Source organism: Moraxella macacae 0408225, assembly GCF_000320365.1.
Lineage (GTDB): Bacteria > Pseudomonadota > Gammaproteobacteria > Pseudomonadales > Moraxellaceae > Faucicola > Faucicola macacae.
The window spans coordinates 346,157-366,089 of record NZ_ANIN01000002.1 but is presented as its reverse complement, the minus strand read 5'-3'; the positions used below and the strand labels follow the sequence as shown (position 1 = coordinate 366,089).

General features: G+C 39.1%; 17 protein-coding genes. 14 read left to right on the top strand and 3 right to left on the bottom strand.

The annotated features are described in order from the left end of the window. Nucleotides 1-3: 3 nt before the first annotated feature. The 7 genes from MOMA_RS07205 to MOMA_RS07175 all read left to right on the top strand — a co-directional run bounded on the left by MOMA_RS07205 (nt 4) and on the right by MOMA_RS07175 (nt 5,843). Nucleotides 4-1,302 (top strand): PD40 domain-containing protein, encoded by a 1,299-nt coding sequence (locus MOMA_RS07205; protein WP_009501862.1) that lies wholly within the window; start codon nt 4-6, stop codon nt 1,300-1,302. A gap of 104 nt (nt 1,303-1,406) precedes the next feature. Then, complete coding sequence (locus tag MOMA_RS07200) at nt 1,407-1,907, top strand: OmpH family outer membrane protein (protein ID WP_009501861.1); 501 nt, start codon at nt 1,407-1,409, stop codon at nt 1,905-1,907. A gap of 36 nt (nt 1,908-1,943) precedes the next feature. After that, entirely contained in the window at nt 1,944-2,990 is a 1,047-nt protein-coding gene (gene lpxD, locus MOMA_RS07195) for a UDP-3-O-(3-hydroxymyristoyl)glucosamine N-acyltransferase (RefSeq protein WP_009501860.1), read from the top strand. 100 nt (nt 2,991-3,090) lie between these two features. Then, entirely contained in the window at nt 3,091-3,606 is a 516-nt protein-coding gene (gene fabZ, locus MOMA_RS07190; protein ID WP_009501859.1) for a 3-hydroxyacyl-ACP dehydratase FabZ, read from the top strand. Nucleotides 3,607-3,680: 74 nt separating this feature from the next. After that, the gene (lpxA, locus tag MOMA_RS07185; protein WP_009501858.1) at nt 3,681-4,454 is read left to right on the top strand and encodes an acyl-ACP--UDP-N-acetylglucosamine O-acyltransferase; all 774 of its coding nucleotides are present in this window, start codon (nt 3,681-3,683) and stop codon (nt 4,452-4,454) included. A gap of 148 nt (nt 4,455-4,602) precedes the next feature. Next, nucleotides 4,603-4,950 (top strand): Hpt domain-containing protein, encoded by a 348-nt coding sequence (locus MOMA_RS07180; protein ID WP_009501857.1) that lies wholly within the window; start codon nt 4,603-4,605, stop codon nt 4,948-4,950. A gap of 23 nt (nt 4,951-4,973) precedes the next feature. Next, complete coding sequence (locus MOMA_RS07175; RefSeq protein WP_009501856.1) at nt 4,974-5,843, top strand: RNA methyltransferase; 870 nt, start codon at nt 4,974-4,976, stop codon at nt 5,841-5,843. Nucleotides 5,844-5,854: 11 nt separating this feature from the next. Here the strand turns inward: MOMA_RS07175 and dnaE are convergent, their stop codons facing one another. Together dnaE and folE are read right to left on the bottom strand one after the other, a co-directional pair. Next, a complete protein-coding gene (gene dnaE, locus MOMA_RS07170) occupies nt 5,855-9,412 on the bottom strand; it encodes a DNA polymerase III subunit alpha (RefSeq protein WP_009501855.1) in 3,558 nt (1,185 codons plus the stop codon). A 161-nt stretch (nt 9,413-9,573) separates the two neighbouring features. Then, entirely contained in the window at nt 9,574-10,176 is a 603-nt protein-coding gene (gene folE, locus MOMA_RS07165) for a GTP cyclohydrolase I FolE (RefSeq protein ID WP_227498098.1), read from the bottom strand. A gap of 198 nt (nt 10,177-10,374) precedes the next feature. Between folE and MOMA_RS07160 the strand changes: the two genes are divergently transcribed. Genes MOMA_RS07160 through MOMA_RS07145 form a run of 4 tightly spaced genes read left to right on the top strand, consistent with a single transcriptional unit; the run spans nt 10,375 to nt 17,520 of the window. Next, nucleotides 10,375-11,208 (top strand): enoyl-ACP reductase FabI, encoded by an 834-nt coding sequence (locus MOMA_RS07160; protein ID WP_009501853.1) that lies wholly within the window; start codon nt 10,375-10,377, stop codon nt 11,206-11,208. After that, nucleotides 11,162-16,612 carry a UvrD-helicase domain-containing protein gene (locus MOMA_RS07155; RefSeq protein WP_152411812.1) on the top strand — a complete coding sequence of 1,817 codons (5,451 nt, stop codon included), beginning with the start codon at nt 11,162-11,164 and terminating at the stop codon, nt 16,610-16,612. Before MOMA_RS07160 ends, MOMA_RS07155 begins: the two co-directional genes overlap by 47 nt. A 12-nt stretch (nt 16,613-16,624) precedes the next feature. Next, entirely contained in the window at nt 16,625-17,263 is a 639-nt protein-coding gene (locus MOMA_RS07150; RefSeq protein WP_009501851.1) for a hypothetical protein, read from the top strand. A gap of 32 nt (nt 17,264-17,295) precedes the next feature. After that, on the top strand, nt 17,296-17,520 hold the full coding sequence (locus MOMA_RS07145; RefSeq protein WP_009501850.1) for a hypothetical protein: 225 nt from the start codon (nt 17,296-17,298) through the stop codon (nt 17,518-17,520). 10 nt (nt 17,521-17,530) lie between these two features. Here the strand turns inward: MOMA_RS07145 and MOMA_RS07140 are convergent, their stop codons facing one another. Continuing rightward, entirely contained in the window at nt 17,531-17,854 is a 324-nt protein-coding gene (locus MOMA_RS07140; protein WP_009501849.1) for a helix-turn-helix domain-containing protein, read from the bottom strand. Nucleotides 17,855-18,092: 238 nt separating this feature from the next. Between MOMA_RS07140 and MOMA_RS07135 the strand changes: the two genes are divergently transcribed. From MOMA_RS07135 to MOMA_RS07125, 3 genes are read left to right on the top strand one after another with little or no spacing between them, the layout of a single operon-like run. Then, nucleotides 18,093-19,394, top strand: a complete 1,302-nt coding sequence (locus MOMA_RS07135; RefSeq protein WP_009501848.1) for a phage/plasmid replication protein, II/X family — start codon at nt 18,093-18,095, stop codon at nt 19,392-19,394. A 9-nt stretch (nt 19,395-19,403) separates the two neighbouring features. After that, nucleotides 19,404-19,706 (top strand): hypothetical protein, encoded by a 303-nt coding sequence (locus MOMA_RS07130; RefSeq protein ID WP_009501847.1) that lies wholly within the window; start codon nt 19,404-19,406, stop codon nt 19,704-19,706. Next, nucleotides 19,703-19,933, top strand: a complete 231-nt coding sequence (locus MOMA_RS07125) for a hypothetical protein (RefSeq protein ID WP_009501846.1) — start codon at nt 19,703-19,705, stop codon at nt 19,931-19,933. The genes MOMA_RS07130 and MOMA_RS07125 overlap by 4 nt, the downstream gene beginning before the upstream one ends.

Below are 19,933 nucleotides of genomic sequence, written 5' to 3'. Positions count from 1 at the left end.
GTTATGCAAGTTGCTCAATCTTTTGCCAACAAACGCTTGACAATGTGTTTGGTTAAACTTGGTTTTATGGGTATCATGACCTTTTTGCCACAAGCCTACGCCGCCGAAGCCACCATTGTCAAAACCGCTCCGCGTTCTGTAACACAAATTGCAATTGTGCCATTTATAGGAGCAAACAGCGTATCTGATGTGGTAGAAAATTACTTGACCAATATCGGACAAATGGCCGGAAGCGACAGTTTGCCTGAAAAACCTCACAGCAGTGGCGAGGTGCATTTAGAGTTATGGCGAGCCAATAAAGTACCGTATGTGGTGGTTGGTAACAGCAAAACCAATCGCGATCATGTTGAGATTAACTTTGAGGTGATTAATGTAAAAACAGGGCAAGTGTTAGGCGGTGTACATCGTGAAAAAAGCAAAAATAACAACCAAGACTTGCGTTTTACCAGTGCAAAAATTGCCGATAAAGTGTTAGAATTAATCACAGGGGTTAAGGGTGATTTTGCTGGTAAAATTGCTTATGTTGTCAAACAAGGTTTTGGCAAACACGCAGTTTCATATTTGGTTGTATCGGACGTTGATGGTTATAATCCACAGATCATTCGCACGGTAAAAGGCAACATCAAGGCGCTAAACCCATCTGCCAATGGCAAACAATTCACTTTTGAAGAACAGCAATATAACGGCTATCCTGTGATTTATGTCGCCGATATTAACGGCCAGGTAAATTTGGTAACACCGTATAAGGCCAATAACCTGGGCGGGGCAATTTCACCAGATGGCAACCAGCTTTTGTTTAGCAGTGATAAAGAGGGCAACCTTGATATTTATCTTGCCGATGCCAATGGCAGTAACCCACGTCGCCTAACCAACAGTCCTGCACCAGAAATATACCCAAGTTGGTCGCCAGATGGCAAATCATTTGTGTTTACATCTGATCGGTATGGCAATAACCGCGGGCAGATTTTTCGTTACAATTTAGCCAACAGACAAATGCAACAATTAACCAGTGGTGGTCTAAACAGCATGGCTCGTATCAGTAACGATGGCAAAAAAATGAGCTATTTGTCAGGGACAAATAACGGCGTGGTGCGTGATTTTAGCACAGGTTCGGTAAAATCAATACAAGCATCTGGAAGCGAAGCACCGAGCATTTCACCAAATGGCATGCATTACATTTACTCAACCAAAACCGCCTTAACCATTAACACCAAAGGCAATGTCATTAGCATTAATCCAAATCAATACGGCATTCCAAACGGTGTGATTTACAACCCAATTTGGCTAAACCCAAATCATTAACACCAATTAATTAACACCAATTAATTTAATATTAACCTAATGTCCAAAAATTAATTGCCTAAAATTAATATTTGGTTTATTTTTTATACTAAAAAGGGCTGATTATGAAAAAATCTTTATTATTGACTTTAATTACGCTTAGCGTAGGTTTTGCCAATACAGTTGTTGCCAATACGGTGGCGGTATGGAATTCAGAAGAAGCAATTGCCAATACCAATTTTGCCAAAAGCAAAATCACCGCCACGCAAAAAACCCTTGCACCCAAACAACAGCAAATCAAAACTTACGAAACCAATTTGGAGCGTTTGCAACAACAATATCAAAGTGCAGATGACAAGCAAAAGGCAAGCATTGCCAAACAAATTGACACCAATATGAAAAATTATGAACAAGTGTCATCTCAAATCCGCCAAACCATCGCAACCAGTCAAAAAGAAATTTTAGACAAAGTTAGCCCAAAAATGCAATCAATTATGCAAAATTTGATAAAACAAAAAAACATTGATGTGTTGCTTGACAATACAACAGAAACGGTAAGTTTTGTTAAAGCTGAATTTGACATTACAGACGATGTTACTCACGCGTTAAACCAACAAGTTAAGTAATGCTAAATTTGGTTAAAGTTGGCTAAAACGCTTAAAATGACACAATTAACTTTAACAGCGCTTATCGATCATTTGGCAGACGATCCGCAAACTGTGGTAAAAAACACCGATGTTGTGCTAAATTTTGTTGCTAACAAGCCAAATTTTTGCTTAAGAGGCATTGCACCTTTACAAGATGCCAATGCTGATGAATTGGCATTTTTGGCAAATCCAAAATATCAAGCCCAGTTGGATAAAACCAACGCAGGGGCGGTATTGTTGCCACAAGATCTACAGTCAATTTGTCCAAATGCAACCTTGGCAATTGTGGTGGCAAATCCATACCTTGCGTTTGCCAAATTAACGCAGTTTTTTGCTTATTGGCCAAATGTTGATAAACCCTTTGTCATTCACCCAACAGCAAGCATTGCCAAAACCGCCACAATTGGACGTAATGTAACCATTGGAGCGTTTTGCGTGATTGGTGAGCATGCGATAATTGGTGATAATTGCACCTTGGACAGTCATGTGGTGGTGGCGGATTTTGCGTGCTTGGGGCAACATTGTCAGTTAAAATCACACAGTTTTGTGGCGTATCAGTGTCAACTTGGTGATTTTGTTGTGCTACACAGTCATGCCAGTATTGGCAATGATGGTTTTGGTTACGCTCCAAAAGGCGATACGGCCTTGGTTGGTTGGCAAAAAATTCATCAGCTTGGGCGCGTGGTGATTGGCGATCATGTTCGCATTGGCAGTCAAACTTGCGTGGATCGTGGGGCCTTGGGTGATACGGTGATTGGCAACCATGTGATGATTGATAATTTGGTGCAAATCGCTCACAATGTAAAAATTGGTGATGGCACGGTCATTGCTGGTTGTGTTGGCATTGCAGGCAGTAGTAAAATTGGCAAACGATGCGTGTTGGCAGGCGGTGTAGGCTTGGTTGGACATATTGAAATTTGCGATGATGTAACAATCACCGGTATGACGATGGTAACCAAAAGCATCAAAACCCCAGGCAGTTACTCATCAGGTACACCAATGCTACCAACGGCAATTTGGAAAAAAATGGCAATTAAAATCAAACAGTTGGTTAAAAATTAATTTTAATTTTAATTAATTTTAATTTTGGTTGCCTATCGTATAAATTCAGCCATTTTACCAACAATTTTAATTTACCAACAATTTTTAAAAAGGAAGATATATGGATAGTGCGTTATTAACCGAGCACGATTTAACCGCTTTAACAGAACGTAAAATCACCTTGCCCATTAATAGTATGGCATTGCGTGATTATTTACCACACCGATACCCATTTTTGCTCCTTGATCGCGTAACCGCCTGTCGGCCTGATGAGTGGCTTACTGCGATTAAAAACGTATCCATTAACGAGCCGTTTTTTAATGGACATTTTCCAGAAGAGCCTATTATGCCTGGGGTTTTGATGGTTGAGGCTTTGGCACAGGCATCAGGAGTGTTGCAATTTATCAGTAAAAACATGAAACCCAAAGATGGGATTTTGTATTTGTTTGCAGGCGTGGATAAAGTGCGTTTTAGACGCCTTGTTATTCCAGGTGATCAGTTGGTGCTGCGCACACAAAAAACCATGGCAAGAAGTGGGGTGTATAAATTTGCAGCCAGTGCAGAAGTAGCAGGGGAGTTGGCTGTGAGTGCTGAGATTATCCTAAGTGAGCAGCACCGTCAATATGGCAAAGATTAAATTTACCAATGGTAAGTTTGGCAAACTTTTATCAAACTGCTATAATGACAAATTTTTAAGTTTAAGGAAAATCCATGCACATTCACCCAACGGCAATCATTGATCCCAGTGCAAACATTCACCCATCTGTTAAAATTGGTGCGTTTTGCGTGATTGGTCATGCTGTTAGCATTGGAGCGGATAGTGTGTTGCATTCACATGTGGTAATCGCTAAAAATACGCGTATCGGTGAGCGTAATGAGATTTTTCAATTTGCCAGTATTGGTGAAGATTGTCAAGATCTAAAATATCAAGGTGAAGAAACTTGGCTTGAGATTGGTTGCGACAATCGCATTCGCGAGGCCTGCAGCTTACATCGTGGCACAGCACAGGACAAAGGCTTAACCAAAATTGGCAATCGCAACTTATTCATGGTAAACACACACATTGCCCATGATTGTCAAATTGGCGATGACAATATCCTTGCCAATAATGTTGGCATTGCAGGGCATGTGGTGATTGGCAATCATGTGGTTGTGGGTGGCAATTGTGGCATTCACCAGTTTTGTCGCATTGATGATTTTAGCATGATCGGTGGGGCAAGTTTGATTTTAAAAGATGTTGGGGCGTTTAATATGGTATCAGGCAACCCTGCCAAAAGCCACGGTCTAAATGTAGAGGGCATGAAACGCAGAGATTGGCCAGTCAAAACCATTGATATTTTAAAAGAAGCCTATAAGATCATCTATCGTTCAGGGTTGGTAAAACAAGCAGCAATTGATCAATTGCAACCATTGTTGGCACAAGAACCAAAAGTTCAATTATTTATTGATTCATTGATGAATAGCCAGCGAGGTTTAACACGCTAACAGGGTTGGTAAAAAGGGTTGGTAAAACAAGTATTCATTATTCATTGACAAAATTAATCATTTACAAAATTAATAACAGGATTTTGCTAAAGTTTGTTATAATCTAAATTTGCTATTTTGGCATGATTATCATTTATGGAGAGTTTTGATGAGCAGTCAACACATCAGTCAAGCCCAGTTTGAGGAATTGCGTGATTTATTGGAAGATGATTTTATAGATTTAATTAACACTTATATGTCAGACAGTGAACAACGTCTTGAAGAAATGCAAGTGGCTTTTGACAATGACGATAACCGCATGGGTTTTGAGGCATCGCACAGTTTAAAAGGAGCAAGCTCAAACCTTGGAGCGACGCATTTAACCGAAATGTGTTACCAATTGCAAGAGATTTGTCGCGGTGGTCAAATTCACAAACATCAGCAATTAATCCATGAAATTAAAGCCGAATCCCAAGCGGTCAATAATGACATTAAGCAATTAATCAACAGCCAGTAGCCTTGACAAAATGCGAATATTCAGTGAATAATAAGCTAACACAGTTATTAGATAATATTTATATTATCATGGTAAATACCACCTTGCCTGCCAATATTGGATCGGTGGCTCGTGCTATGCACACTATGGGTTTGCGTCATTTGGTGTTGGTAAAACCAAAAAAACCGATAGACGATGATGCCCTTGCCTTATCCGCAGGCGGTCAAGCAATTTTACATCATTGTCAATACGCCGATACATTGACAGATGCAATTGCTGATTGTCAATGGGTGTTTGCTACCAGCAGTCGGCAACGTCATATGCCAAAGCCTGTATTAACGCCACGCCTATCCGCCAAATTGATAATCAATCATTTTGTTTATCATACCCAGCAAGCCCATAATCCAGATCATGCCAACCAAAATAAAATTGCGTTTGTTTTTGGGCGTGAAGACCGCGGCTTAACCAATGATGAACTTAAGTTGGCAGATTATCACATACAAATTCCGGCCAATCCAAATTATAGCGTGCTAAATGTGGCAATGGCGGTGCAGGTGATTGCCAGTGTGCTTTATGAAACGGCAGAAGAAACATTCATGGCAGAAGAAACCTTGCCAACAGATAACTTAAAAACAGCCAAGTCGGTAAATTTACATGAATTAACCTTAAACTTGCGTCAAAACTGGGACGAGCCTGCCATTAATCATGCACAAAAACAACAACTTGAAGATGATTTTTTGGCAGTACTGGCTCAATTAAGTTTGTATGACAGCCGTCAGCCAAAAACCATGCCTTGGCGGATTGCTCGTTTGTTTGGTCGCTTGCAATTGGATATCAAAGAATTTCAATTATTGCAAGCATTGTTACAAGCGATGCTTGCCAAAATCAAACAAGCAAACCAAAAAACCAATTAAACAAAACTAAATTAAACAAAACTAAAATGCAAATCTTCATCTTTTACCAAGGTCTTTAAAGCCAACAAACTGTCATCATCAGGCAAAATTTGCCAATGTTTAGGCATGTTTAAATTTGCAATGGCAAAATCGGTATAAACGCATAAATTTAAGGGTATGCCCTCTGTAGCGGTTGTGTCAGCTGTGTTGGTTTTGGCGGAGTTTATCTCTTGGTCTTGATTTAACTGGTGCGAAAGATAGTGAATGGTAGAATCATCTGCTTTTAACAACAAATTTTGTAAGCGTTCAAACAATGCCAAATCCGTGCCTAAAATTTTAACCGAGATTTTTTTAAGCCAACGTTTGCGTGCATCGGTCATGGTTAGCACATCTTGCAAGGTTGCGTAAAACAAACCATCACGTTCACGCACGGTACTTTCAATCACCACCACGCTTTCTACTTTGAGTTTGTCTTTTAAACGGTTAAATTTTTCAGCGTAACAGCTAACCTCAATTCGGCTTTTACCGTCATCAAGGCTAATTACCGAGCGATTGCCAAAATTTACCACGTCCATGATAATCCCTGCAATAAAAAGCGTACTGCCAAATTTGGTTTCGCTTAATTTATCCAAAGTGCAACTGGTGTAGCGTTTTAGTTCATCGCGGTAACTGTCTACAGGGTGTCCTGTCAAATACAGCCCAAGCGTGTCTTTTTCGGCTTTTAGGCGCTCTTTATCCGTCCAAACAGGTTCGTGCGATAGTGCAGGCGGAGCAGATACGTCGCTAATTTCAGCAAACATATCCATCATGCCAAGGCTTGCATTTTCGCGGTGTTGTTCGGCGGATTTTACCGCTTTTGGCAATTCTTCAAACAAGGCACCGCGAATGTCAAACACGCGTTCTTTTGCCAAATCTGGGCGTAAATTTTTGGCAAAATCATCAAAACAACCTGCACGCACCAAGGCTTCTAAAGTACGCTTGTTGACTTTTTTGGTGTCAACACGGCGACAAAAATCGTATAAATCGCTAAATTTGCCTCCTGTTTGGCGTGCATTGACAATAGACTCTACCGCACCCTCGCCTACGCCTTTTAACGCCCCCAATCCATAAATAATTGTTTTTGGATCTTTTGGTACAAATTCCCAATTGGAATGATTGACACAAGGGTTTTCAACTTTTAATCCAAAATTTTCTCGACAATCGTTGATAAAAAATACCACGCTGTCAGTGTTGTTCATATCCGATGTAATCACCGCGGACATAAATTCAGCAGGGTAATAATGTTTTAAATAGGCGGTTTGGTATGCCAAAACACCGTACGCTGCTGAGTGAGATTTGTTAAAGCCATATTCAGCAAATTTTTCCATTAAATCAAAAATTTCACCTGCCAGTCGTGCATCCACGCCTTTTTGTTTTGCTCCCTCGGTAAAAATTGAACGTTGTTTGGTCATCTCTTCAGGTTTTTTCTTACCCATAGCACGGCGTAACATATCAGCACCGCCAAGGCTGTAGCCGGCCATAACTTGTGAAATTTGCATGACTTGTTCTTGGTATACAATCACGCCATAAGTGTTAGAAAGCACAGGCTCAAGCCACTCATGATCATAGCTAACATCAAGCGCACCGTGTTTGCGATCAATATACATATCCACCATGCCACTGCCAAGCGGGCCTGGACGGTATAACGCACACATAGCAATCACATCTTCAATATTGGTCGGTTTAAGTTTTGCCAAATATTTTTTCATGCCCGAACTTTCAAGTTGAAATACTGCTGTGGTATGGGCATCTTGTAACAAACCATAAGTCGGCTTATCATCAAGTGGCAATTCATCTAAATCTAAGGGAGAAAGCCCTTCTTTTGCTCTGCGTTGATTGATATTTTTTAAGGCTGCGTGGATAACCGTTAGGTTTCTAAGCCCTAAAAAGTCAAATTTTACCAAACCCACAGCCTCTACATCGTCTTTATCAAACTGACTTACCCTATGTCCATCTTCATCACAATAAATTGCACTAAAATCGGTGATTTTATTAGGGGCAATTAACACGCCTCCTGCATGTTTGCCAACGCCACGCGTAATTCCCTCTAAGCGCAATGCCATCTCCCAAATTTCATTGGCATCTTCATAATCCATATTGTCGGGGTTTTGCAGCAAGTCTTTTAACTGGGATTCTTCTTCAACCGCATCTTTAAGCGAAATTCCGGGTGTTTTTGGAATAAGTTTTGAAATTTTATCCGCCAAACCATAAGATTTGCCTTGCACGCGTGCCACATCTCGCACCACAGCTTTAGCAGCCATAGTACCAAAAGTGATAATTTGCGACACTGCTTCGCGGCCGTATTTTTGGGCAACATAATCAATCACCCGATCGCGCCCTTCAATACAAAAATCCACATCAAAATCTGGCATGGATACCCGCTCTGGGTTTAAAAAACGCTCAAACAGCAAATCATACGCCAAAGGATCCAAATCTGTGATGTTTAAAGAATAAGCCACAAGCGAGCCTGCCCCAGAACCACGCCCAGGCCCTACAGGAACGTCATTGGCTTTTGCCCAGCGGATAAAATCCATCACAATTAAAAAATAACCCGGAAAACCCATGTCCAAAATCGTGTTAATTTCAAATTCAAGGCGTTCATCATAGGCTTTACGCGTGTTTTGCCAGTTTTCATCACGCGTGTTTGGTGGGTATAATTTTTCTAAACGACTTTCAAGCCCCGCTTTTGATGTTTTGCGAAAAAAAGTGTCTATCGTATCTTCAGGCGGAATGGGGAAGGCGGGCAAAACCGGTTTTCCCAAGGTTAAAATCACATTACAACGTTTTGCTAAATCCAATGTATTATCAATGACTTGTGGAATGTCGCTGAACAATTGTGTCATTTCTGCTTGGTTTTTTAAATATTGTTGTTCTGAATAATCACGCGGACGATTGGGATCGGCTAGGATTTGTGAGTTGGCAATGCAGACACGCGCTTCGTGGGCTTCAAAATCGTCTTTGGTTAAAAATCGCACATCATTGTGGGCAATGATTGGTATTTGATATTCATTGGATAGGCGAATGGCTTGTTCAATAAAGCGATCTTCATTGGCTCGGTTGGTGCGTTTTATGGCAAAATACAACCGATCGCCAAACACATTTTGCCATTCTTGTAGTAAGCTATCAGCACGTTCGGTGTGGTTTGACAACATGGCTTGTCCCACATCGGATTTTTCGGTAAATAAAGCAATGATGCCTGCGTGATTTTCAAAAATCCAATCGCGTTTGACAATGGGCTTACCCAACACTTGCCCGTGGGTAAACCCAAGTGATACAATACTGGTTAAATTTTTATAGCCTTGTTGATCGCTTGCCAACAGTATGAGACTGTGTTCGTCATCTTGAAGCAAAATCTCCGATCCGATAATCGGTTTAATTGCGTTATCCAAACAAGCCTTGTAAAATTTAACCACAGCATACAAATTGGACAAATCAGTCAATGCCAATGCCAACTGACCGTCGTTGCTTGCTGTTTTCACCAAATCCTTGATACGCACGATAGAATCGGTGATTGAATATTCACTGTGAATACCAAAATGTACAAATGCCATGAGATGCCTTTTTTGAGAATTAAATTAATAAAACAAAATAAATTAGTAAAAGGCTATTATAGCATTTTTAGCACAAATTTCATTCAAAAAACATCAATCAAAAAAACATCAATCAATTGACAAATTTGGCAAACAAAACCATTTTGGTTATGGCTTTGTGATTAGGGCTTTGGAATCGCCATCAAAAATTCATTGCGAGCGTCTTTATTGTCCTTGAATTCACCAAGCATAGAAATACTGCGAGTGCTGGATTGTTGTTTATTGACGCCACGCATCATCATGCACATATGCACCGCGTCCATAACCACCGCACAGCCTTTTGCTTGTGTCATATCCATAACCGCTTGAGCAACTTGCTTGGTTAGGTTTTCTTGAATTTGCAAACGACGAGCATACATATCCACGATGCGTGCCATTTTTGATAAACCTATCACCTTGTCATCGGGCAAATATGCCACATGAGCCACACCGTAAAAGGGCAACAAATGATGTTCACACATGGAATAAAATTCAATATTTTTTACCAAAATCAACTCATTGTTATCGGTAGGAAAAATCGCACCATTGGTAATTTGGGTCAAATCCTGATGATAGCCTTGGGTTAAAAACGCAAAAGCCTTAGAAGCACGCATCGGCGTGTCTATAAGTCCTGCACGGTTTAAATCCTCGCCTGCGTTGCTGATAATTTTGGCATAATGTTGGGCGGTATCGTCCACATCAAAAGTAAAATCGCAACATTGATTGCATTGTGTGTTGTTTGACATTCTAAAAACCAAGCAAAATAAAATCGCATTATTGTAAAGATTATTTGTTTTTTGTAAAGTATTTTTTTGTAACTTATTGATATTTAACATGATTTATAACATGATTTATAAAAGTTTACAATTGTGCTTTTAGGTACTGTATTTTTGTTAAAATGTGCTATAATGTGATTTTTGATTGATTATTTTAAGGAAAGTATTATGTTGTTAACAGGCAAAAGATTTGTGGTAACGGGCATTGCCAGTAAATTATCCATTGCATGGGCAATTGCCAACAGCCTGCGTTCACAAGGAGCAGATCTGATTTTGACCTATCCAAATGACAAAATTAAAAAACGCGTGGAAATGGCAGGCGAGACGTTTGGGGCGGTGGCGGTATTGCCCTGCGATGTGGCAAACGATGCAGATATCGAAGCGTGTTTTGCCAAGGTTGGTGAAATTTGGGGAGATGGCATTGATGGGATAGTGCATGCCATTGGTTTTGCTCCAGCTGAACAATTAGATGGTGATTTTACCGCCGTTACCACGCGTAAAGGTTTTGCAATTGCTCATGATATCAGCAGTTATAGTTTTATTGCTTTAGCAAAAGCTGGGCGTGAATTGTTAAAAAAACGCCAAGGTTCGTTATTAACCTTGACCTATGAAGGCAGTATTTCGGTATTGCCAAATTATAATGTTATGGGGCTTGCAAAGGCAAGTTTAGAAGCATCGGTGCGTTATTTGGCAAGTTCGCTTGGTGCAGAGGGTATCCGTGTTAACGCCATTTCGGCAGGGCCAATTCGCACATTGGCCGCAAGTGGCATTAAATCTTTTCGCAAAATGTTAGACATGAACGAAAAAATTGCACCCTTACAGCGCAACGTAACGCAAGATGAAGTTGGCAATGCTGCTTTGTTTTTGTTATCACCGTGGGCAAGTGGCATTACAGGCGAGATTTTGTTTGTGGATTGTGGTTTTAACACAGTTGCTATGAGCGAAACAATGTTAAGTGAAACAATGTTGGGCGAAAAAACGCCAACAGATGATGAAGTTTAAACCGATGTTAAACCCTTTATCCAAACTGTCCATTGACAATAACATTGATAATAAAACCATTTGGCTTGATTTAGAAATTAATCCAAACGATGAAACCTTGTTGCTTGGTGCTTTTGTGGTGGATTTGGATTTTTGGGTGTTTGATCACAAACAATTGATCGCACAAAAAGCCGAAATCATTGATTTATTAAACAAAAGTTTGTACCTTGGCGGACACAATGTGTTGGAATTTGATCTGCCACATTTGGCTAAATTTTTGTCAGTTGATGATTTGGTGCTTAAAAATTGGCAACAAAAATGCATTGATACGCTTTATTTTTCTAGCCTGCTACAACCGCAAAAACCAACGCACGCTTTGTTAAAACTGTATAAAGCCAAAAAACCTGCCAACGATCCTGTGCTTGATTGTCAAGAAAGCCAAAAACTTTGGACAACCTGTCAAACCGCTTGGCAAAACCTACCAAGCGTGTTGCAACAGATTTTTTATCGTTTATTGCCAAACATTCAATCCTTACAAAATCAAGGATTTGTCGTATCTGATGAGCCTTTTTGCTTAGATGATTTGACAAAATTTTTACCAACAGGCAATCATGCCAAATTGCTTGAAACCATACACCTTGCACTTAAAGACTTTGCATTAGACAATCTTTTAGTTGACAATCTTTTTGATAACCATTGGCAACATTTGGGTTTGTGCGTGTTTGTAAACTGGTTGCGTTTTTTTGACCACCCACAAGCACGCAGACCGGCTTGGATTTTGCATCACGCTTTATATCAAAAAAGTTTTCAACGTGCAGAATTGGCATTTTGGCAAATGGATCAAGTAACCGATGATTGGTTAAATGAACAATTTAGCTACTTTTTTGGTTTTAAAAATAAAAACAACACGCCTGCTACCTTGCGCGATGGGCAACTTTCTATCATACGAGCGGTTTTTTTGGAGAAAGATGTACAGCTTGGCGTGTTGCCAACAGGTGGCGGTAAAAGTTTGACTTTTCAGTTGCCTGCCTTGATTTTAAGCCGTTATCAACGCCAATTAACCATCATTATTTCACCACTAAAAGCCTTAATTGCCGATCAAGTGATCAATCTAAAAGCCGGATTGCAAGCGGTTAAATTGGACAATTTTATACCGCGCATTGCTTATTTGTCATCAGAACAAACCTACAGCACACAAAAACAAATCTTAGAGCAAATTTGGCAAGGTGAAATTGATATTTTATACCTAAGCCCAGAGCGACTTCGAACCCACGCGGTGCGCACTTTACTAAAAAATCGTCCGCCTGCGTTTTGGGTGCTAGACGAAGCCCATACTTTAAGCCAATGGGGAGCGGATTTTCGTCCTGATTTTTTACGCATTGGCAAACATATTTTGGCCTGTTATGAAAGCCAAACTCGCACAAAACTTGAGCAAAAACTCACCCAAACCACTGATTTATTCACACAAGCAGATGATACAGATTTGGCTTTTATTGCCCCAAAAATTAGCCTGGTAACCGCCACCGCTTCAGCAAAAGTTAAAGATGATTTAAACCAAGAATTGATAACCAAATTACAGCCGATTTTAAATCACAAAACTTTAAAGCAATATGGCATACCAAAAAATGAGTTAAGCGTGTGGCGAGATGAAATTTGGCCGTATTTTTTGCATGTAAACCAAGACGACAAATTAAGCGAAATTACCAAACTGTTAAAAGAACGCCAACAAGCCTACCGTGCCAAAAATATTTCAGGCAATCACGAACAGGGCGTAGCATTGGTATATGTGCGCAGTCGCAAAAAATGTAAAGTCTATGCCGATCATTTTAATGACTTAGGTTTTGTTGCCAAAGCCTATCATGCCAAACTTAGCGAAAACGAAAAACAAAATATTTTAGATGATTTTAAGCAAGATCGCTTAGATGTTGTTGTGTGTACCAATGCGTTTGGCATGGGAATAGACAAAGCAGGCATACACACTGTCATTCACAACGAACCACCAAATAATTTGGATTCGTATGTGCAAGAAATTGGTCGCTGTGCCAGAAAAACCGGTGAAACCGGCGAGGCTTATTTATTGTGGCATGAAAAAGACATTGAAAAACTGTTTCATCATGAACGCAAAAGTCGCATTCCTAACAGTAAAACTTTAAACGATTGTTGGACGATTATCAAACCAACTTTATCCAAAAACTCCGATGAAAGGTGGTTTTGTGCCCAGATTTTGCAAGAAACTCTAGAACAAACCGAATCTGAAAACCTAACCACACAAGTGCGAGTTGCCTTGTTGGCATTAGAACGCTATGGGCTTTTGGTAGAAAAAGAGCAACAACCTGCATGGATTTCGCTAAAACTGTTGGAAATTAACGAACAAAAGCCTTTGGTTGATAGCAATTTACGCCAAATTTACGATGCGTTAAAACCACTAACCCAAACTTATCACTGTCATTTACACGGTGAAATGAGTCAAACCCAATTAAGCCAAAACTCACAAATTTTTAGCCGATTTTATCTGCCCGAGTTGGCATTATTGCTTGGTTTTTCGGTAAAAGATCTGTTGGCAAAATTAAGAAAACTTGTGGAATTTGGTGCCATTCAGTGGGAAGTTATGGTGAAATTACGCCTGTTAAAAAACGCCCAAAAAACCAAGCAACAGTTTGATAAAATTGATGATGATTTGCAAATTTTAACCCAAATAATTACGCAATTTTCAGAACAAATCCAAGAAGAAATGGACGGATCGTTTTTGCTAAATACCCAATTGCTTGATGCGTGGTTGGCACAACAACAGATCGTGATAAAACCAACGCATATTTTAAACCTTTTGGCACAATTTAACCTTATCCGTTATCGTCAACATTCCAAATATCAATGCAAGGTTGCATCAACACAAGACACCAAGCTTTACTTAGAGGCACACGATATGCAGGATAACTGGCAGGCGTGGCTTATATTGGCAAAACAATGTTACCAAAATCTACAGCCGATCTTTGAGTATATTTTACCCAAATTGCCTGATTTGCCCAAACAAGAGTCCAAAAAAGATAAAAAAGATAAAAGCACCCAAGTTGCCGAAAGCAAAACCTTTGTGTTACAAAACTTGGCACAAGACAACCAATTATCCGCCGATATTTTGCTTGGATATTTAGAAATCTTGCAACGTTTAAAACTCATAGAGATCGGTCGTTTAAGTGATGACAACAGTGCCTTGTTTTTTATTGATTATAATTATGAAAAAAATAAACGCGTGCGTTATGATCAAACCGCATATCAGTATCTACAGCAACATTACGAGGACAGGTGTCAGCGAATTCATGTTTTGAATCATTGGCTTACCTTGGATTTGGCGAACAAACGCCAAATGCTTGAGGATTATTATCGTTTGAGTTTAACCGATTTGGTTGCTCGCTATTTTGATGATGTGGAATTGACTAAAAAACCGTATTTGGAGGATTATAAACCTAAAATTATCGCCAAACATTTTAGCGATGCTCAAAAGGCTATTATCACCGATGCCAGTCGTGCAAATTTGGTGTTGGCAGGAGCCGGATCTGGCAAAACTACTGTGGTTGTGCACCGCGTGGCATATTTGTTAATGATAGAGCAGATAAGCCCTGATAAGATTTTGGTGTTGGCATACAATCGTTTGGCGGTGCATGAGATTCGTGAACGTTTATACAATTTGGTAAGTTTTCATGCTGACGGTGTAACCATAGATACTTTTCACGGTTTGGCAAGACAAATTACAGGCTACACTGAGAAAAAATTTGATGATGCAATGGCAAATGATGCCAGCTTACTGCAACAAATTTGCAAGCGTTATCCGTATTTATATAAAGAAAAAGACAATGATAAACGTAGAAAAAACGCCAGTTATCAATGGTTGTTAGAGCAGGCGGTTAAAGAATTACAAGACAGTCCACAATATTACCAATATATCATGGTCGATGAATTTCAAGACATTGATACAATTCAATACGACATCATTGCAAATTTGGCGGATTTGAGTGAAAGTAACGATGAAACCGATGACGAAAATGATGAAAATAACAGCAAAGCCATTGAACAACAAGGCTATCTGATGGTGGTGGGTGATGATGATCAAAATTTGTACAGTTTTCGTGGGGCAAGTGTTGAATTTATCCAACAATTTGAACAAAATTACCAATTAAACGAACAGCAAAAACATTATTTGTTGCACAATTATCGCAGCAGCGACAATATTGTTGCCTTGTCTAATGAGTTTATCATACAAGCACTGGATGCCAATAAACGTTTAAAACAAAACCAGCATGCCAGTATTGCAACCTCGCCGTATCAAAACCTACCGATACGTTTTGGCAAATTTTCGCAAATCTACAAAAACAATGAATATGCGTGGGATATGGCTCATTGGTTGGCACAAGATATCCAAAAAACCTTACAAAACCTTAAGCAAAACCAAAAAATTGCCGTCATTGCACCGCGTTGGCATATTTTTGATGCTGTGCAATATTATTTGGAACAACTTGGCATTAAAGGTCAGCGTTATAATCAAGATGAAAGCGGTGAATTTAATCCGTTAAACAGCGTTATCGGTCAGGCATTAAGCCAGTATTTAAACCAAAACCCTGAAGAAAAAATTTTAGGGCAGGCGAGTGCGTATTTGGAAAATTGGCGAGTTAATGCCAACATGAATCATTTAGATACCGCTTGGCAGATGATTTTACAAAGCTGTGCGGACATACAAGACGTTACGCATGACAAACTTTTATCCATACTACAACGCACCCAATATGACAACAAAACCCCCGTGGTGTTAATCAGTTATCACAGTGCTAAGGGTTTGGAGTTTGACTATGTGTATGTGATTGATTTTGAAAAACAATCCAACAGAGCAAAAACTCAAGCAGAAATGGACGATTATTCGCGTCAATTATACGTTGCCTTGACACGAGCCAAACGCCAGTTAACTGTATTGCAGGCTCAAAATTGTCATCAAGTTTTAGCTGAAAATCTAAACAAATTTGGTGAAAAAATCCAAATTCCAAATGTGCCAAAACCACAATATTTACAATTTCATCGTTATTTGCAATTGAACGAGATGTATTTAAGCAACCCAAATTTGGTTACCGAAGAAGGCCGTAAAAAAATTGAACAAATACTCTGTAAGGCAACATGGGGAGCACAAAGAACCAACTCAGCAGGCGTGTTTGAAAGTAAAAATTTTGGTTTTGTCGCAGTAGATAATACCAGTGTTGTTCTGTTTTCAAAAAAATTTAAAGATCAAAATACCGCCCAACTGGAAATGATGGATTTTACAACCACCTTATTTTTTCAGGGCGATATAGAAAAATGGTATCAAGAAAAAGCCAGTTATTTTGGTGATAAAAAATCCCATTTTGTGGTTGTGCCGTATGTTAAATTTTTAATTAATTTGGATTAGTCGGACTAAAAAATGAAGGTTTTAGACGGTACAAACGGTAAAGAGCCCTGTGCACAACGAGCCAATGTAGAGATATTCACCTTTGCAAGGGCAATTGTAACCCCAACCAAAGAAGACTTTAAAAACGCTTACGACGTCAAATGGTGGCGTTTTGATAAAAATTACCTAAAATACTACCAATCAACCGTGCTAAACACATCAAAACCCACACGCAGCAGTAAGCGTTGGTCTATCATCACCACGTTTTTAATCTTTATGGCGATGATAGCGTATTTCATTTACCCTGCAATTGGCTTAACCCAAAAGATGAAAGACACCGCCCAACAGCCACAACAACCAACACAGCCACCACAAACACAACAAAACCCATACATCACGCCAATAACCCAACCAAACAGCCAAATAATGCAACCACCACAAACACAACCAACCCAACCACAAGAACTCATCACCGACTTTATAAGATTTGGCAACAAATGCACAGCCTACCTACAAAACGGACAACAAGCACCCATTGGCAACGACGAATGCCTACAATACGCAACAGGCAAAAAGTTCGTTGAACTAAAACCCAAACCACAACCTTACAATTACGACCAACAAGACTACGCCCAACAAGCCGAGCAACTGGCTACGCCCCCTACGCACTAAAGGGCGTTTTTTCGTATAATGTGTTCGGCTTTATGTTAAAAACCATCGTGCAACAATACCCCCTGCATGATGGTTTTTACCCTTGGGGCTTGCACATAAACCGTATTGTACGAAAAACACACAAAAGCCGTGCGTGGGGGCGTAGCGTTAACCGACTACCGACACACACGCACGGCGAAAACGCGGTTAAATCCACCATATGTGGTGGTGGATTTATGCGAAAAATTTTTCGTTTTTACGTAATTAAAAGTTTATGAATTGTGGTATCTATTTATTTTTACTTTCTGCAATCATCATTCTAATAATATACAAAATCCTTTTTTTATCGGTTTTATCAATTTCTTTTAGGTCATTGAACAGTATTTTTAAATCTTCGTTTTCGTCCATAGCCTCGCCAAATGTTAGATAATCAAGGCTCGTTCCAAGTGCAATGCTTAATCTTTTCATATTTTGTAGCGTTGGGTTTGGGTTTTCTGCATTCATCATACTGTTTAGCGTTGAGTATTTTATTTCTGCAAATCCTGCTAGGTCTTTTGGGGTTATTTTTAGCTCTATGCATTTTTTTGCTATCCGCTTTCCTAACTCGTTCATTGTTTTAACCTATGCAAATAAAAACCGTATTTTATTATAAAAATACGGTTTATTTTATTTTTACGCTTGATAAATACATTCTATTGTATTAAGATATGTTTTATCGTTTTATTTATACGATATAATATATATTAATCACGTAACGGAGTGTATAAAATGATCAAAACAGATTTATTAGAATATGACTTGTCTACTGCCGTTACAGTGGGTAAGTCGCCTTTTGCTAAGTAGGTGTATTGTGATAGATACAGTTAAAATACATATACCCATACTGGCAACTTATGTTGAAACCCATACCCATGCAAAAGGTGCGTTTTATAAAACAATTATTGGCATTAACGAATTGGGTTTAACAGGTTCATCAAGGTGTGTTAAAGACGGCGTGCCTTTTGAAATATATCACGCTTATCAAAGTTTGCCAACATCGCACAGTGGCATTGGTTATAAGTTTTACCACCAAACTTACAATACATTACCATACCTTGAGCTAAATTGTTCCATTGCTAAAATCCTACAAGGTCATAATGTTTATGGATTAGACAACCTATTAAACTGCATTCAAATGATTGGAGTAGTGTACGATCAATTTCCCAAATTGTGGCAACATTTAGATGTGCAAAATGCCAAAGTTGTTTACATGGATATCACCTATTCAGCGGTTATGCAAAACAAAAAACAAGCCGAACAGGTTCGCGACTATTTACGCAATGTAGATTTTAAAGGCTTACGCAACCAATCGGTTATTGGCGAAAAGGATCATTACAACACGGTGTATTTTGGTTCAGAAAACAGCCGAATTGGTAGGTTTAAAGTATATTGTAAAGGTGTTGAAGTACAAAAAGAAGTCAAAGAACTGGAAAAACTTGCCAAACAAAACGACTTACTGGCACAAATGAAGCTAAAAACCATATTTACCAAAGAATTGCAAGACTATGCAGACAAACTGGTTCGCATAGAAGCAACGGTAAAATCAAGACAAATGCAACAATTAGGAATACCACAAAATCTGTGGCAATTATACGATTATCACATACAAAACCCAAATTTATTTACAGAACTGTGGCAAATAAAAACCGATGCCATGTTTACAGCATTGCAGGGTAAAACGATGAATTATGCAGATGACAGCGAGATTTGGCAAGCACTAGAAAGCCAATTAACCACCTATACCAAAACAGGCAGGGAAAGCAAAACCAAAGCAAGAAATGCCTATAACTTTTATAAACGCATTCAACAATCAGGTTTTTATCAAGTTAAATTAGACTACAAAGGGGCTGAACGCACCTTTCAAATGAATGTAAAAAATTTGCTTGATTGTGGCATATCAAAAGCATTTTTACAAAATCTAAACAACAGCAAAGACAACACAATTAACGTTTTACAAGTTCTAACAGTGGACTTTAACAACCAAATACCAACTGATGTTGTCATACCAACCCCGAACGGCGAATATTTAGAAGTGTTTAAACCTTACTTTATGCACGTTGTTAACGCAAGACTACAAAAATCCCAAAACGAAATATTTTATCAATCAGCATAGGAATAAACCATGAAAATGTTAGTAGAAAGCATTAACCGCGTAAAACGTTCAGGCAAAAGCAAAAATGGCAATGATTACACAATTGATGTAACCGAAGTGGTTGTTAAAGTGCCTTATGACAATGCAGATGGATTTGGATCTAAGTTTATTACTTATCCATACGGCAAGAGTGATAATTTTGAAAAGCTACAAACCTTACGCGGTAAATTGCCAATTGAATTAGATATTGAATTAGGTAGTGAACTTAACCAATATAGCCAACCTGTAACAGTGGTAAATGATATTAAATTACCGACGGTTAAAACCGCATGAGCCACGGACACTACAGACCTTGGGACGACAACCCACACTTATACAAACATACCTACTGTGAAGAATGCGAAAAAATCATTGGTGAAGAGGACAACCCAATTTGCAATGGGCATTACAACTACCTTTGCCACGCTTGTGCAAACAACGGTAAAGTGTTTGCATGTAAGTTTGACGATGACGATGATGAAGAAAGTGATTTTCAATTTGATGACGACGTACCGTTTTAA